The sequence below is a fragment of the Oceanisphaera marina genome (assembly GCF_014643915.1).
Taxonomy (GTDB): Bacteria; Pseudomonadota; Gammaproteobacteria; order Enterobacterales; family Aeromonadaceae; genus Oceanimonas; species Oceanimonas marina.
Window position 1 is genome coordinate 1 of the sequence record NZ_BMKE01000039.1, and the last position, 14,571, is coordinate 14,571.

The 14,571-nt window shown below is 47.8% G+C and carries 13 protein-coding genes and 1 CRISPR repeat array; of the genes, 11 read left to right on the top strand and 2 right to left on the bottom strand.

Going from position 1 to position 14,571, the window contains the following annotated elements; all coding sequences use genetic code 11:
• Positions 1-70: 70 nt before the first annotated feature.
• The 10 genes from cas3 (at position 71) to IEW52_RS14895 (ending at position 10,273) form a co-directional block, all read left to right on the top strand.
• A complete protein-coding gene (cas3, locus tag IEW52_RS14855) occupies positions 71-2,158 on the top strand; it encodes a CRISPR-associated helicase Cas3' (RefSeq protein ID WP_188630868.1) in 2,088 nt (695 codons plus the stop codon).
• Positions 2,159-2,175: 17 nt separating this feature from the next.
• Complete coding sequence (gene cas5c / locus IEW52_RS14860; RefSeq protein WP_188630869.1) at positions 2,176-2,847, top strand: type I-C CRISPR-associated protein Cas5c; 672 nt, start codon at positions 2,176-2,178, stop codon at positions 2,845-2,847.
• Positions 2,844-3,059 (top strand): type I-C CRISPR-associated protein Cas8c/Csd1, encoded by a 216-nt coding sequence (locus IEW52_RS15965; RefSeq protein WP_373286235.1) that lies wholly within the window; start codon positions 2,844-2,846, stop codon positions 3,057-3,059. The genes cas5c and IEW52_RS15965 overlap by 4 nt, the downstream gene beginning before the upstream one ends.
• Positions 3,026-4,657, top strand: coding sequence for a type I-C CRISPR-associated protein Cas8c/Csd1 (cas8c, locus tag IEW52_RS14865; RefSeq protein WP_373286236.1), 1,632 nt, complete (start codon positions 3,026-3,028; stop codon positions 4,655-4,657). The genes IEW52_RS15965 and cas8c overlap by 34 nt, the downstream gene beginning before the upstream one ends.
• Positions 4,657-5,523, top strand: a complete 867-nt coding sequence (cas7c, locus tag IEW52_RS14870) for a type I-C CRISPR-associated protein Cas7/Csd2 (protein ID WP_188630870.1) — start codon at positions 4,657-4,659, stop codon at positions 5,521-5,523. The genes cas8c and cas7c overlap by 1 nt, the downstream gene beginning before the upstream one ends.
• Positions 5,524-6,156 carry a CRISPR-associated protein Cas4 gene (cas4, locus tag IEW52_RS14875; protein ID WP_188630871.1) on the top strand — a complete coding sequence of 211 codons (633 nt, stop codon included), beginning with the start codon at positions 5,524-5,526 and terminating at the stop codon, positions 6,154-6,156.
• Positions 6,140-7,156 (top strand): type I-C CRISPR-associated endonuclease Cas1c, encoded by a 1,017-nt coding sequence (gene cas1c / locus IEW52_RS14880; protein WP_188630872.1) that lies wholly within the window; start codon positions 6,140-6,142, stop codon positions 7,154-7,156. Before cas4 ends, cas1c begins: the two co-directional genes overlap by 17 nt.
• Positions 7,153-7,449 (top strand): CRISPR-associated endonuclease Cas2, encoded by a 297-nt coding sequence (gene cas2, locus IEW52_RS14885; RefSeq protein WP_373286237.1) that lies wholly within the window; start codon positions 7,153-7,155, stop codon positions 7,447-7,449. The genes cas1c and cas2 overlap by 4 nt, the downstream gene beginning before the upstream one ends.
• Before the next feature lie 176 nt (positions 7,450-7,625).
• Positions 7,626-8,651: a CRISPR direct-repeat array (repeat unit 32 nt; unit sequence GTCGCGCTCCCCGCGAGCGCGTGGATTGAAAC).
• Positions 8,652-8,845: 194 nt separating this feature from the next.
• Positions 8,846-9,565 carry an RNA polymerase sigma factor gene (locus tag IEW52_RS14890; RefSeq protein WP_188630873.1) on the top strand — a complete coding sequence of 240 codons (720 nt, stop codon included), beginning with the start codon at positions 8,846-8,848 and terminating at the stop codon, positions 9,563-9,565.
• Between the two features lie 45 nt (positions 9,566-9,610).
• The gene (locus tag IEW52_RS14895; protein ID WP_188630874.1) at positions 9,611-10,273 is read left to right on the top strand and encodes a hypothetical protein; all 663 of its coding nucleotides are present in this window, start codon (positions 9,611-9,613) and stop codon (positions 10,271-10,273) included.
• A gap of 151 nt (positions 10,274-10,424) precedes the next feature.
• On the opposite strand, the gene IEW52_RS14900 is transcribed toward IEW52_RS14895, so the two are convergent.
• Positions 10,425-11,474, bottom strand: a complete 1,050-nt coding sequence (locus IEW52_RS14900; protein WP_188630875.1) for an NADP(H)-dependent aldo-keto reductase — start codon at positions 11,472-11,474, stop codon at positions 10,425-10,427.
• Between the two features lie 153 nt (positions 11,475-11,627).
• On the opposite strand from IEW52_RS14900, the gene IEW52_RS14905 reads away from it, so the two are divergent.
• The gene (locus tag IEW52_RS14905; protein ID WP_188630876.1) at positions 11,628-12,218 is read left to right on the top strand and encodes a DUF5610 domain-containing protein; all 591 of its coding nucleotides are present in this window, start codon (positions 11,628-11,630) and stop codon (positions 12,216-12,218) included.
• Positions 12,219-12,375: 157 nt separating this feature from the next.
• Here IEW52_RS14905 and IEW52_RS14910 read toward each other — a convergent pair whose 3' ends face one another.
• Positions 12,376-14,286, bottom strand: a complete 1,911-nt coding sequence (locus tag IEW52_RS14910) for a PhoX family protein (protein ID WP_188630877.1) — start codon at positions 14,284-14,286, stop codon at positions 12,376-12,378.
• Positions 14,287-14,571 lie beyond the last annotated feature (285 nt).

Genomic DNA, 14,571 nt, shown 5'->3' on the forward strand with positions numbered 1-14,571 from the left:
CGCAGCTTTATTTCCTGGAGAAAAGATCAGCTACTGACTGAAGTTTCAATGTTGCTAAAGGGAGTAGGAAGTGAATTCCACATACGTTATACGTGATTGCTTAAAGGGATGGCTTGAAGGTGGTGCTCGTGTTGATCACTCAACTTGGGGAGCTAAAAAAGCGATAGAGCTTTACCCTCAAATCGGCCTACTTTTAGCCTACACCATTGCTGGTCATCATGCCGGTCTAGCTAATGGTAAAGCTCAAGAAAAACAAAAGTTAACAAGTCTTGAATCACGATTGTTAGCAGATCTTCCTCAGTTGCATGAAATCTGGCAGCAAGAGCTAAGTTTAGTCGATCAACTAAAACTTCCTGCTGGTTTTATAGCAAAAAAAGATCGCGGTCTTTTTCAATTAAGCCTGCTAACTCGAATGATTTTCTCTTGCCTAGTCGATGCGGATTTTATTGATACAGATAATTTTTACAGGAAAGTGGAGAATAAACCTTTAAGAGATATCTACACTTACCCTAGCCTTGTCGAGTTGAATAATAGGTTAGATAAATTACTGAATAGCTTCAAGGCAGACACCCAAGTTAAGCAGTTGCGCCGCGATATATTGCAGCATGTACAAGCACAAGCAGAACAATCTCCTGGCTTGTTTTCTTTGACCGTACCCACGGGTGGTGGGAAGTCTTTAACCTCCTTATCTTTTGCATTGCAGCATGCTATTAAGCATGGTATGAAGCGGGTTATTTATGTTATTCCTTTTACTAGCATCGTTGAGCAAAATGCGGCAGTTTTTCGTGGGGCTTTTGGTGAGCTAGGTGAAGACGCAGTTTTAGAACACCACAGTGCATTTGAAGATGATGAAAGCAAAGCGCTTGAGTCTAAAGAAAAACGCCAGTTAGCCATGCAAAATTGGGATGCACCAATCATAGTAACCACTTCGGTACAGTTTTTTGAAAGCTTATTTGCCAACAGGCCTTCCCGTTGTAGAAAGCTTCATAATATTGCTAACAGTGTGGTTATTTTAGATGAGGTGCAAACCCTGCCACTTAATTTATTACGCCCATGCGTTACATTATTAGATGAACTCGCCCTAAATTATAAAACTAGCTTGGTACTATGCACTGCTACTCAGCCTGCTTTAAATAAAGAGCAAGGATTTTTCGATGGGTTTGAAAATGTAAGGGAACTAGCTCCAAATCCTATAGAGTTGTATGAAAAACTAAGGCGTGTGAATGTTCGGCATATTGGTGCATTGACAGATGAAGAGCTGGCAGCAGAGTTTGAAGGAAATGATCAGTTATTGTGTATCGTTAATAACCGCCGTCATGCCAGATCTTTATATCAAGCGATAGCACACTTGCCTGGCACCTTTCACCTCACAACACTTATGTATGCTAAACACCGTAGTGAAGTGTTAGCGGAAATCCGTCAAACCTTAAAATCTGGTAAGCCTTGTAGGGTCGTTTCCACTTCATTAATTGAGGCAGGGGTGGATGTTGACTTTCCTTTGGTATTAAGGGCAGAAGCAGGATTAGATTCTATCGCTCAGGCGGCTGGCCGCTGTAACCGTGAAGGTATAAGGGATATAAAAAAAAGTGAAACGCGTGTTTTTGCGACTGAAAATGAAGACTGGGCACCACCGCCAGAATTAAAACAGTTTGCCCAAGTTTTTCGTAGTGTTGCGCGTAAGCATGGCGAGGATTTATTAAGCTTAGAAGCAGTTGAAGATTACTTTAAGCAGCTTTATTGGCAAAAAGGTGAGCAAGAACTAGATGCTAAAAATCTCTTGGGATTATTGAAAAGTTCATGCCCAGTAAGTCTACCTTTTGAAAAGATAGCGCAAGAGTTTAAATTTATAGAATCTAATATGCTGCCAGTTATAGTGCCATTTATACCTGGCACTAACAGAGTTCAACCAGAAATAGAAGCTGCACTCAAAGATTTAGAGTACGCCCCTTCAGCTGCAAAAAAACTACAAACTTACTTAGTGCAAATACCTGAGCGAGCATTTAAAGAGCTGAAAAAAAATGGTGCACTCTATGCTGTAGGTAAGGAACGCTTTGGTGAGCAGTTTATGCGGCTTGAAAACCCAGATCTATACAGTGCTGATTATGGTTTGCACTGGGGTAATCCAGTGTTTATACAAGCACAAAGTAGCGTAATTTAATAGTTAATGAGGTCAATATGAACTATGGAATAAAACTTTTAATCTGGGGTGATAGAGCTTGTTTTACTCGACCTGAAATGAAAGCGGAGCGTGTTTCTTATGATGTTATAACACCCTCTGCGGCACGTGGTATTTTGGAGGCTATTCATTGGAAACCAGCAATACGCTGGGTAATTGACAGCATTAAAGTATTAAAACCTATCCGTTTTGAGTCAATTCGGCGTAATGAGCTAGGAGCTAAATTGCCTGCTAATAGCATTACCAAAGGAATAAAAGAAAAAAGCACTGCTGGTGTTATTAAATTTATTGAAGAGGATCGTCAGCAACGCGCTACAACTCTACTACGTGACGTTGCTTATGTTATAACGGCACACTTTGAGCTAACAGACCAAGCTGGCACAGATGATAATGCAGGAAAGCACCTGGATATATTTAATCGTCGTGCAAAACGAGGGCAATATTTTCATATGCCCTGTATGGGGAATCGCGAATTTCCTGCCTATTTTGAATTAGTGGAAAATGACCAAGAGCTTGACTCAGCACCAGAGTTAAAAGGTGAAAAAGACTTAGGTTGGATGCTGCACGACATTGACTTTGCAAACGACAATACACCTTTATTTTATCGAGCGATTATGCGTGATGGTTTGATAGAAGTACCTGAGATTTTAGCATCAGAGGTGAAGTCATGATACTTGCGGCTTTGAGTGACTACTATGAAAAGTTAGAAGAAAACGAGAAGGTAGCATCCATTGGCTATGCGACAGCACCCATAAGTTACGCACTGGTTATAAGCAGCAGTGGTAAATTAGTCGATATAGAGGATTTACGTGATGTTAGTGGAAAAAAATTAGGCCAAGGCATTTTATTGTGCCACAGCAAGGCACGAGAACCTCAGGCATAGCACCCAATATCTATTGGGACAAATCCAGTTATGTGCTAGGTGTAAGTCTTACTAGCAAACGTTTTAAAGAAGAGCATGATGCCTTTGTTAAGCTTCATCTTGAACTACTAAAAGAAAGTGATGATCTAGGGCTGCAAGCTCTTTCAACCTTTTTGAATAGCTGGGAGTCAGAAAGCTTTGAAAGCAACCCTTTGCTTCAGCCGTTAAGTGAAACCTTGATTGATAGTAACTTAGTATTTCGCTTAGACGGTGACTTATGTTACTTGCATGAGCGTGAAGCAGCAAAAAATATAAGAGATAAACTGTTATTAGGTACGAGTGAAACACAGCAAAGTATTTGTCTTGTTAGTGGTTTACCTGCAAAAATTGAGCGTATTCATACGAATATTAAAAATGTTAATGGCGCTCAAACTGCTGGGGCTAGTATTGTATCTTTCAATAAAAATGCTTTTGAATCTTACGGTAAAGAGCAGGGGGCTAATGCGCCAGTCTCTGAACAAGCAACCTTTGCTTATACCACAGCGCTTAACTACCTTTTACGCCGCGATGTTAGTAATCGGCAAAGGTTGCAGCTAGGTGATGCAACAGTGGTTTTTTGGGCAGAAGCTAAATCACAAGTATCAGTAGATGCAGGTGAAGATCTGTTCGCTGCTTTTATTGACCCTGAAGCTAAGGATGAACAAGAAGCAGAAAAGCTTAAAAGAGCTTTAGATGCTGTTCGTCAAGGCCGGCCATTAACAGACTTAAACAAAGAGCTAACGGATGATATTCAGATATACATTTTAGGCTTAGCGCCCAATGCTGCCCGCCTTTCTATTCGTTATTGGCAAGCAGATTCTTTGCAAGTGTTTGCTAAGCGTCTTGCTCAACATTATGAAGACTTACGAATAGAGCCACTGCCTTGGCGAACCCCACCGGCTATTTGGCGTTTGTTGCAAGAAACAGCACCTTATTATTTCAATAAAAAATTAAATAAAAAAGAGCCAAAAGAAGATCGTATATCACCAATGCTAGCTGGAGAAGTAACCCGAGCAGTCCTAACAGGTAATGCTTACCCCTATAGCTTAGTAAGCAATCTATTAATGCGTTTTCGGGCTGATGGCCAAGTGACAGGTTTAAGAGTTGCACTAATAAAAGCCGCCATCACCCGATTAGCTCGTTTAACTAATACTTCCAATTCTAAAGGAGAAATGCCCGTGAGTTTAGACACTACTAATAGGCAGCCTGGTTATTTGCTTGGCCGCTTATTCTCTACGCTAGAAAAAATACAGCAAGATGCATTAGGCGGGGATGTTAGCGCTACAATACGTGATCGTTACTACGGTGCCGCATCTGCCACCCCTGCACATATTTTTCCTGTGCTACTGCGTAATACACAAAACCATTTAGCTAAGGTGCGTAAAGACAAACCAGGTCTTGCGGTTAATCGTGAAAAAATTCTAGGTGAAGTGATTGACAACCTTGAATCTGATTTCCCTAAAAGTTTACGCATAGAAGCACAAGGGCAGTTTGCTTTGGGTTATTATCAGCAAAAGCAAGCTTTTTTTACTAAGAAAGAGACGAGTGAAGTAGAGAACTTAATTGAGGATAAAAAATAATGACTGCTATCAACAACCGCTATGAGTTTGTATATCTATTTGATGTAAAGAATGGTAATCCGAATGGCGATCCAGATGCGGGTAATTTGCCAAGGCTTGATCCTGAAACCAACCAGGGGTTAGTTACAGACGTTTGTTTAAAGCGAAAAATTCGTAACTATGTTGCGCTAGAGAAAGAAAATACTGCGGGTTTTGACATCTATCTACAGGAAAAATCTGTACTCAACAATCAGCATAAAAAGGCCTATGAGGCGCTTGAGATAAAGCATGAGGCAAAAAAATTGCCTAAGGATGTGGCTAAAGCTCGTGAACTAACCTCTTGGATGTGTGCTAACTTTTTTGATGTCCGTACTTTTGGTGCAGTAATGACGACTGAGATTAACGCTGGTCAAGTACGTGGTCCTATTCAACTAGCCTTCGCTACCTCTATTGACCCCATAGTACCTATGGAAATATCTATTACACGTATGGCGGTTACTAATGAGAAAGACCTAGAAAAAGAACGCACCATTGGGCGTAAGCATATCGTGCCTTACGGACTTTACCGTGTGCATGGCTTTATATCAGCGAAATTAGCTAAGCAAACAGGATTTTCCGAAGATGACCTTCAGCTACTATGGCGTTCCTTGACTAATATGTTTGAGCATGACCGTTCAGCAGCGCGTGGCGAAATGGCAGCCCGTAAGTTGGTAGTATTTAAGCACGATAATGCTATGGGTAACGCCCCTGCACACAAACTATTTGATTTGGTTAAAGTTTCACGCAAAGACGGTGAAGATGGCAGCCCAGCGCGCCGTTTTTCTGATTATGCAATTGAAGTTGCTCAAAACTTACCAGAAGGTGTTTCAGTACAAGAGGTGTTCTAAATGGATACTTATTTTCTTCCCATTTCTGCCTTACAACATTATGCCTACTGCCCAAGGCAATTTTCGTTAATTCATGTAGAGCAGGCTTGGGAAGAAAATTATTTTACTGCCGATGGCCGCCGTCTACACGAACGTGTAGACGGCGGCGAGTCGGAGCAGCGCAAGGGTATTCGCTACGAGCGTTCTGTATTACTACGTTCAGATAAATATTTGATTACAGGGAAAATGGATTTATTAGAAGTGCATTTAGAAGAACCACATAAATATTTCCCTGTTGAATACAAACGCGGTAAACCGAAAAAAGATGATTGGGATCGCATTCAGCTCTGTGCCCAAGCGTTGTGCATTGAAGAAATGCGCAACGTAACAGTGAGTGAAGGCGCTATCTGGTATTGGGAATTACGCCGTCGTGTTCCTGTTGTATTTGATGAGGCTTTACGACAAACAACGCAAGCAGTAATCAAAGGTGCACATGACGTGAGGGTTTCTGGCAAAACCCCAGCTCCTACAGACAATAGAAAAAGATGTAGAGCCTGCTCATTAGTTGAACTTTGCCAGCCGGACACTTTTCGTAAGGATAAATCTGTCACCTACATTAAGGAGCTGTTTGAATCAGATGAAGAAACTCCTTAACACACTCTATGTCACTAGGCAGGGCACCTACCTGCATAAAGAAAGGGAAACGCTGGTTATTAAGCTGGGTGATGAGAAGCTCGCTCAATTTCCATCCTTATCTATCGGTAATATTTTGTGCTTTGGCCAAGTCAGTATGTCACCGTTCTTAATGGGATACTGTGCGGGTGAAGGGATAGGTATCGCTTTTTATACCGAGTTTGGACGTTTTTTAGCACGAGTGAAGGGACGAGAAACGGGGAATGTTTTGCTACGCCGAACCCAGTATCGCTGGGCTGATTGTCCTGAAAAATCAAATCAGCTCGCAAGTTTATTTGTTGCGGCCAAAATTGCTAATAGCAGATCAGTGTTAATGCGTGAGTTGCGTAACCATGGTGAAAACAATGAGCTTAAAAAATCTACAGCTAGATTAAAAAATAGCTTACGCAGTGTGCAGCATAGCTGCAATGTTGCGCAAACTATGGGGATTGAGGGTGAAGCTGCTAGTAACTACTTTTCTGTATTTAACGAGTTGCTAAGAGGTAGCACTTTTACCTTTGATGGTCGGGTCAGGCGACCGCCTATCGATCCTGTTAACGCATTACTTTCTTTGGTTTACTCGCTCATAACTCAAGAGTGCGTATCAGCCTTGTATGGTGTTGGTTTAGATCCATTTGTTGGATTTTTACACAAAGACAGGCCAGGGAGACCAAGTCTTGCCTTGGATCTATTAGAAGAATTCCGTGCTATTTGGGCAGATCGATTTGTTCTGACATTAATCAACCGAAAGCAGGTTCAGCTTAACGATTTTATTACGGAAGCAAGCGGCGCCGTGCGCTTAAAAGATGAGGCTAGAAAAAAATTGCTAACGGCCTATCAAGAGCGTAAGCAAGCAGAGGTTAAACATCCTTACTTGGAAGAGTCTGTTTCCATTGGCTTGTTACCGCACTGCCAAGCCATGCTTTTGGCTCGCCATATTCGTGGCGATACTGAGTTTTACACACCTTACTTGGTGAAATGATGCTTATCTTAGTGACTTATGACGTGAGTGTTATCACTTCTGATGGCCGGCGAAGGTTAAGAAATATTGCCAAAACGTGTTTGGACTATGGCATTCGCGTTCAAAACTCGGTTTTTGAATGCGAGGTTGATCCGGCACAGTTTGTGGTGTTGAAGTCTACATTGTTAGACATCTATAACTCGGAAGAGGACAGTTTAAGGTTTTATATGCTTGGTAAACACGGTAAGCAAAAGGTGGATCATTTTGGCGCAAAACCGGTAGATGATCCTTTGCGTGATCCTTTAATTATATAAAGCGCTAACCTTCGGCTCTCATGCAAACCCCAGTGCGTTAGCGGAACAGTAAGGTACTGAAATTATTTGTTTTTTCTTCATGCCCTATGAAGAGCACGATTAAACAACTCGAGTTAAGTCTAGTTAGCGGAAATCTTACTTTTTCCTTAAGCTCTTTAATAACTTATACTACCGCGGTCGCGCTCCCCGCGAGCGCGTGGATTGAAACTAAACTGGGGCCACTGGCCCCACTTTGATTTTGGTCGCGCTCCCCGCGAGCGCGTGGATTGAAACAGGCAAGTGGCTGAAAACTGGCCCCAAAGGCGGGAGTCGCGCTCCCCGCGAGCGCGTGGATTGAAACAGACCGATGTGGACGACACCCGCCAGCGCTTCGCGTCGCGCTCCCCGCGAGCGCGTGGATTGAAACCATGGTTGCATTAGGAGCATCAAAATATGACCAAGTCGCGCTCCCCGCGAGCGCGTGGATTGAAACGGTTGTACTGTTCTTTGTCTGACAGCTCAACGCCGTCGCGCTCCCCGCGAGCGCGTGGATTGAAACAAGGAGGCGTCATGCCCCGATTTTCCCGCGCCGCCGCGTCGCGCTCCCCGCGAGCGCGTGGATTGAAACTTTATCAATACGGTCCCGGGTGCCACCTGCCATACGTCGCGCTCCCCGCGAGCGCGTGGATTGAAACTTAAATGGCTGAAGCTTTAGCCTGTCAGTACAAAAGTCGCGCTCCCCGCGAGCGCGTGGATTGAAACCGTGACGCCATCAACAGCGGGCACAACGGTGCCGGTCGCGCTCCCCGCGAGCGCGTGGATTGAAACAATAATATCAGATTGTTCTTTGGTCGGGGTGTGGCGTCGCGCTCCCCGCGAGCGCGTGGATTGAAACCGTGACGCCATCAACAGCGGGCACAACGGTGCCGGTCGCGCTCCCCGCGAGCGCGTGGATTGAAACAAGCACGTTACCCAGGGTAAAGAAGTGCTGGCGCGTCGCGCTCCCCGCGAGCGCGTGGATTGAAACTCAGTGAATACGGCCGGCATCTTCGGCGCGTAAGTCGCGCTCCCCGCGAGCGCGTGGATTGAAACTGACGAAAGGCCGCCAGGTCATCGGCGGTTAGCGTCGCGCTCCCCGCGAGCGCGTGGATTGAAACATATCTTCAAGGTCATTTGCCTTGAACCAGAAAGATCGCGCTCCCCGCGAGCGCGTGGATTGAAAGACTTGAGCGTGTGTCTGTCCCATTTGCAACAACCGTCGCACAGGTCTATCACTTTTATCGCCAAGTACTGTTAAATCAGCACACTCACATTCAGCGTGCATAATAAGGGGTAGCCTTTAAAAATACATGTCACCCATTTAAACCTGTTGCGTCTAATAAGTTACGAACACAAAAACAGTGATGGAGAGCCAGTGATGACCCATTCAAAAGCCGCCGTAGCGATACCACTTGCCGAGTTAACCGATGTTAGTTTGCTGGAGCGAGCTCGCCTGGGGGATGGAGCGGCTTTTGAACTTATCGTACGTCGCCACAATCGGGCGTTGTTTCGTGCCGCAAGAGGGATACTTGACGATGAACACTGGGCGCAAGAAGCGGTGCAGGAGGCGTATTTAAGCGCATTTAGGCATATGGAGTCTTATCAGGGGCGTGCATCACTCAAAACGTGGTTGACACGAATCGTGATTAATCAGGCGATCAGTTGCAAGCGCCGACGGCGGCCAGAGGTCTCGTTGGACGAGAAGATCACTTTTCTGCATCGCACCCAATGTGAGGGGAGCCAGGCAGGGTCACCTATGGCCGATAAACATAGTCCGGAAATGGCTGCCTGCCAGCAAGAAATGAAGCATCTGCTGGAGGCGGCCATCCGGCGCTTACCTGAAGCTTACCGCAGCGTGTTCATGCTGCGTGCGGTAGAAGGCATGTCAGTAGTGGATAGCGCTTTTTGTTTGGAACTTACCGAGGCCGTCATTAAAAAGCGTTTGTCGCGGGCTCGCGAAATGCTGCGCAAGGATTTGGTGCAGCAAGTTGAGAGCCAGGCGTCTGATACCTTTGAATTTGCGGGTAAACGCTGTGCGGCGGTTACCTCACATGTCATGACCGAACTCGTTCGTTGGGGAATGATCAAATCGGTTTGAGCAGGTCGTTGTTTCGCCATTTGCAACAGCCGAAGGAGAATACTGATGAAAGCCACAATGATGAAAACCAACACAATGAAACCGAAAGCACTGCTTTTAGCGGCCACTGTGGTGGTATTTTCTGCCGGTTCTATATTGGCCGTTGCAGCCGAATACTCAATGGAGCCCCAACAGCAGCAGTCTGCGATGAACATGTTTGGTGGTGCTATCTACACCGGCGAGCCGGCACTGGCCGTGACCGCGGCACTGGTTAAAGCGGGTGGCGGTGCCGATAATTTCAGTTTTGCCAACGCCTTGGTCGCCATGCTGGGCGAGGAGACGGTGAATGCCGAGGTGGCCAAGCTGACCAAGCAATATGGCGAAGATGAGGTGAATACCTTTTTAAGTGGTATGGATATGGTTATCGAATTTAGCCTTGAACGTGCCAGTGAAGCGGGTATCAGCATGCCCGAACCAGCCGATCTCATGGGGGTGGAATTAGCCAAAGCACTGGTAAAGGCAGGCACTGCGCCGGACGGTACCTTCTGGAGCGGCTATCTGTTTGATAAGGCGGTTTCTAACAAGCTGCATAATCAGGTGATGGCAGATATTCATGCAAAGGCGAGTTACGAGGAGGATAAGGTAACCCATAAAATTCTTAACCAGGCGATGTATGACATCGCCCAGGCATTGGAAATGAAGAATGTAAAACTGGCTGATTTACATTAAACAAGACGGCCGTTGTTCATTGATCACTTTTAGGCTGCGCTGAGCAGGTAACGTCAGTGCAGCCTATTATTTACGCCTTACGCCCGTTTCTCGGGTAGGCATTTTCCTGTGACGTATCGCGTACGGCTTACAGCGTAACGCTTTGTGTTTGTCATACCGCCGGATTTGGCATGGCTTCATGCAGCTCTTCTACGGCTGCTCTCAGCTCTGGGCTCAGGGTGACATTTACGCTGTCGATGTTCTCTTTGAGCTGCTCAATAGTGGTGGCACCAATCAGGTTGCTGGTAACAAAGGGGCGGGTGTTTACAAATGCCTGCGCCAGTTGCACCGGGGTAAGATTATGCTCTTGGGCCAGGGCAACATAGGCGGCGCTGGCTTGCTGGGCGCGCGGGTTCAGGTAGCGCTGAAAACGGTCATACAGGCTTAAACGCGCACCTGCGGGGCGGGCACCGTTCTGGTATTTGCCGGTCAGCATGCCAAACGCCAGCGGTGAATAGGCCAGTAAGCCGACTTGCTCGCGCAGGCTGAATTCCGACAAGCCCACTTCAAAACTGCGATTGAGCAGGTTGTAGGGGTTTTGAATGCTGGCAATGCGTGGCAGGTTGGCCTGTTCTGCCAGTTTTAAATACTGATGCACACCCCAGGGCGTTTCGTTAGACACGCCAATGTGGCGGATCTTGCCACTGTTCACCAATTCTTCCAGTGCGCGCAGGGTGTCTTCTATGGGCACGGTGTCTTCTTGCTCCAGCTGTTCCAGGCCCAGTTGGCCAAAGTAGTTGGCGCTGCGATCGGGCCAGTGCAGCTGATACAGATCGATATAGTCGGTTTGCAGCCGGCGCAGGCTGTCGTCTACCGCCTGAACAAGATTGGTGCGATCGAGTTTGGCCTGGCCGTTGCGAAAATACGACGGTCGTACTGGATTGCGTGATGGGCCCACCGCCTTGGTGGCAATCACCAGTTGCTCGCGCTGACCTCGGGCCTGCAACCAGCGGCCAATCATGCGCTCGGTGTCGCCCTGGGTGTGCTCGCGGGGCGGGATCGGGTACATTTCGGCGGTATCAATCAGATTAATACCATGATCGACGGCCATATCGAGCTGCGCGTGGGCGTCGGCTTCGTTGTTTTGCTCGCCCCAGGTCATGGTACCCAAGCCAATCAAGCTTACCTGAATGTCGGTTTGGCCCAGTGGTCGGTATTGCATAATGAGTCCTTCTTGCTATGTTGGCAGCAGTATATTGGCTCTAGATTAACAGCAATCAGGCATTCAGGTTAAGGAGTGCGTGTTTGCTGCCGATAACCTGTTCATTGCAGCCCGTTGGCTGATGGCATATTTCTACAGCACAGGAGTTGGATTATGGCCGTTTCTCCCATTACCGGCAGTCAGGCGACGCCATCCCGTCGTGTTGACTCGCAGCAGGTGCAGGCGAATGAAAAAACCGAACAACAAGTGCAACAGGCACAATTTACCGCTTCGAGCACAGAGCTGAAAGCGCGTGCCAATCAAAACATAGTGCAGGCGATGTTCGGTAATAACGGGCAGGGCGATGATAAGGCCATGAATATTCTCTATAGCGAGATCATGGAAAAGCTGAACGCCGAGCTGGGTGAAGACCATGCCATTACTCCCGAAAAAATGGCTGGTCAGGCGGATGATTACTGGTCACCGGAAAAGACCGCAGGGCGGATCGTGGAGGGGGCGCTGGGCTTTTTTGAGACCTTTCAAAAACAAAACCCCAACATGGCAGAGGACGAGCAGGTAGCGCAGTTTTTATCGACCATTACCAAGGCGATTGATAAGGGCTATGGCGAAGCCACCCAGGTTTTGGATGGGTTAAAGGTGTTTGATGGCAGCATTAAAGATAATGCCGAAGCGACCCGCAGTCTGATTGATGACAAGCTGGCTGCCTTTCGCGAAGCCAGGTTAGGCTCAGAGAACAGCGTGTGAAGCATAAAGGGTGAAGGGCAATAGCGCCCAGCTAAAAGATATACCGAGATCCTGATGTTCATCAGGAAGACGGCTTAAAACAGTGAAGGGGGAGGTGAGTGGTTAGATTTATCCCTTCGCTCTTTGCACTTCACCCTTCACCCTTCACCATTTTTTATCAGCTACCTATGATGCCGCCGTCTTCGCGGGTGATCATCATCACGCTGGAGCGGGGGGTATGATCGCCACCGAGCGGAAAGTGGGAACCCGCCAGGTCTTCTCCCGGGTGCTGTACTCCCACGAACAGGGTTTTATTATCCGGGGTAAAGGCGAGGCCGGTGATCTCGCAGGCGATGGGCCCGGTTAAAAAGCGCCGTACCTCTCCGGTTGCCGGGTCGGCACACAGCATCTGGTTATTGCCCTGACCGGCAAAGTCACCCTGGTTGGAGTATTTGCCGTCGGTCTGAATCCACAGCCTACCGGCCTTGTCAAAACCAATGCCATCCGGGCTGTTGAACATGTTGTCGGCGTTGATATTGTCTGAACCCGCATACAGGTTGTCTTTATGTACGGTGGGGTTACCGGCCAGCAAGAACAGATCCCAGTTGAAGGTGGCGTCGGTATGGCGGCCGTTGCTCGGTTGCCAGCGAATAATCTGGCCGTAGTTATTTTCGGCTCTGGGGTTAGGCCCGTTAACCGCTTGATTGTCTGCCACGCCGCGATTTTTGTTGTTGGTCAGGGTGCAGAACACCATGGGCTCGGTGGGGTGAGCGGCTACCCACTCGGGTCTGTCCATAGTGGTGGCGCCCAAGTGAGTGGCGGCAAGGCGGGCATGAATCAGTACCTCGGCCTGGCTGGCAAAGCCGTTTTCGGACGTCAGGCCTTGCTCGCCAAACAGCAGGGGCAACCATTCGCCGGTGCCCGACAGCTCACCGTCGCTGGCGCTGTTAAAGCGTGCTACGTATAAGGTGCCTTCATCGAGTAAATCCCGGTTGGCAGCGGCATTATCGGGATCGTACTTGTTACGGCTTACAAAGCGATAAATATGCTCGCCGCGCTCGTCGTCACCCAAATACACCACCACGTGGCCACTTTTATCGACTACCAGTTCTGCGTTTTCATGCTTGAAGCGACCCAGAGCGGTGCGCTTTATCGGCGTGGAGGTGGGGTCATGCGGGTCAATTTCTACGACCCAACCAAAGCGATTGCATTCGTTGGGATTTTTCGCCAAATCGAACCGTTCGTCAAAATGGTGCCACTGCCAGCCGGCGTCTTCGGGGCCTATGCCATAGCGTGCCTGGGCGGGAGTGATGTTCACTTGATCTTTGCTGCCAAAATAGCCGTGCACGTTCTCTTCGCAGGTCAGATAAGTGCCCCAGGGCGTCATGCCGTTGGCGCAGTTATTGAAGGTGCCCAACACGCGCTCGCCTTTGGGGTCGGCCTGGGTTTGCAGCAGAGCATGGCCTTTGGCGGGGCCGCTGATGGCCATGGGGGTATTGGCATGAATGCGGCGATTATACTGGCCGTCTTTTTCTACCTGCCAACCCTGGGCACTTTTCTTCAAGGTCAGTATCGACACGCCCTGAGCCGCCTGAGCCTTTTCCACGTCAGCTGCAGACATTTCTTTGCCCTGATGGTCAAACATCAGTTCGTAGTTACAGTATTCGTTGTTGATGGCCAGAATGGCGGTGTGGTCGTCGAGCGGGAAAAAGCTCATGCCGTCATTATTATCACCAAATTGCCCCAACTGGTCGGTGGCCGTATTGCCGCCGCCATCAATAAAGTCTGCCACACCAGAAAACAAAGGGTCGCCCCAGGAGATCAAGCGCTCGGCCTTATATCCTGGTGGTACCACAAAGGTATCGGCGGTACTGGTAGGCACGGCGCTAAAACCCAGTAACGGGCTGGTGCCAGTGGCCGCCGCCACGGCGCGAGAAAGTGGCGATACACTAAAGAAGGCGGTGGCACCCAGGGCGGCAGTCCCCCCTAAAAAACGACGTCGGCTTATACTCTTCTCTATCATCTGAGTAAACTCGGGTACTTGAGGCCGAGGGTGGTTTTGTTCATCCTTTAGTTCAAACTGACTCATCTTTAATGATCCTTACAGTGCCTGTAAACAGCGTCGAAGTTGTGCGCTAGGCTAGTACGTTTTAATGGCGGTTTAATCTCAATTTGATGACAGTTATTTGAAGGTGGTCGTCTTTATCTACCTATTGCACGAATAATGTAGTCGCGCGCTTTAGCCGCGAAAACCTGCAAAGCAGGTTCTCCCCCTCTGTCAGCCTAGTTGTCCAGTTGGCGATTTCGCCTGAATTTAACCAATCAGGGGCGGCATAGGAGCATTCATGCCACGTTATTCTGAAGAACGTAAAGC

What these genes read in the sequence shown, in the direction of transcription:
- cas5c (WP_188630869.1), top strand. Translation starts at nt 2,176, where the DNA reads ATGAACTATGGAATAAAACTTTTAATCTGGGGTGATAGAGCTTGTTTT.
- IEW52_RS15965 (WP_373286235.1), top strand. Translation starts at nt 2,844, where the DNA reads ATGATACTTGCGGCTTTGAGTGACTACTATGAAAAGTTAGAAGAAAAC.
- cas7c (WP_188630870.1), top strand. Translation starts at nt 4,657, where the DNA reads ATGACTGCTATCAACAACCGCTATGAGTTTGTATATCTATTTGATGTA.
- cas4 (WP_188630871.1), top strand. Translation starts at nt 5,524, where the DNA reads ATGGATACTTATTTTCTTCCCATTTCTGCCTTACAACATTATGCCTAC.
- cas1c (WP_188630872.1), top strand. Translation starts at nt 6,140, where the DNA reads ATGAAGAAACTCCTTAACACACTCTATGTCACTAGGCAGGGCACCTAC.
- cas2 (WP_373286237.1), top strand. Translation starts at nt 7,153, where the DNA reads ATGATGCTTATCTTAGTGACTTATGACGTGAGTGTTATCACTTCTGAT.
- IEW52_RS14890 (WP_188630873.1), top strand. Translation starts at nt 8,846, where the DNA reads ATGACCCATTCAAAAGCCGCCGTAGCGATACCACTTGCCGAGTTAACC.
- IEW52_RS14895 (WP_188630874.1), top strand. Translation starts at nt 9,611, where the DNA reads ATGAAAGCCACAATGATGAAAACCAACACAATGAAACCGAAAGCACTG.
- IEW52_RS14900 (WP_188630875.1), bottom strand. Translation starts at nt 11,474, where the DNA reads ATGCAATACCGACCACTGGGCCAAACCGACATTCAGGTAAGCTTGATT.
- IEW52_RS14905 (WP_188630876.1), top strand. Translation starts at nt 11,628, where the DNA reads ATGGCCGTTTCTCCCATTACCGGCAGTCAGGCGACGCCATCCCGTCGT.
- IEW52_RS14910 (WP_188630877.1), bottom strand. Translation starts at nt 14,286, where the DNA reads ATGAGTCAGTTTGAACTAAAGGATGAACAAAACCACCCTCGGCCTCAA.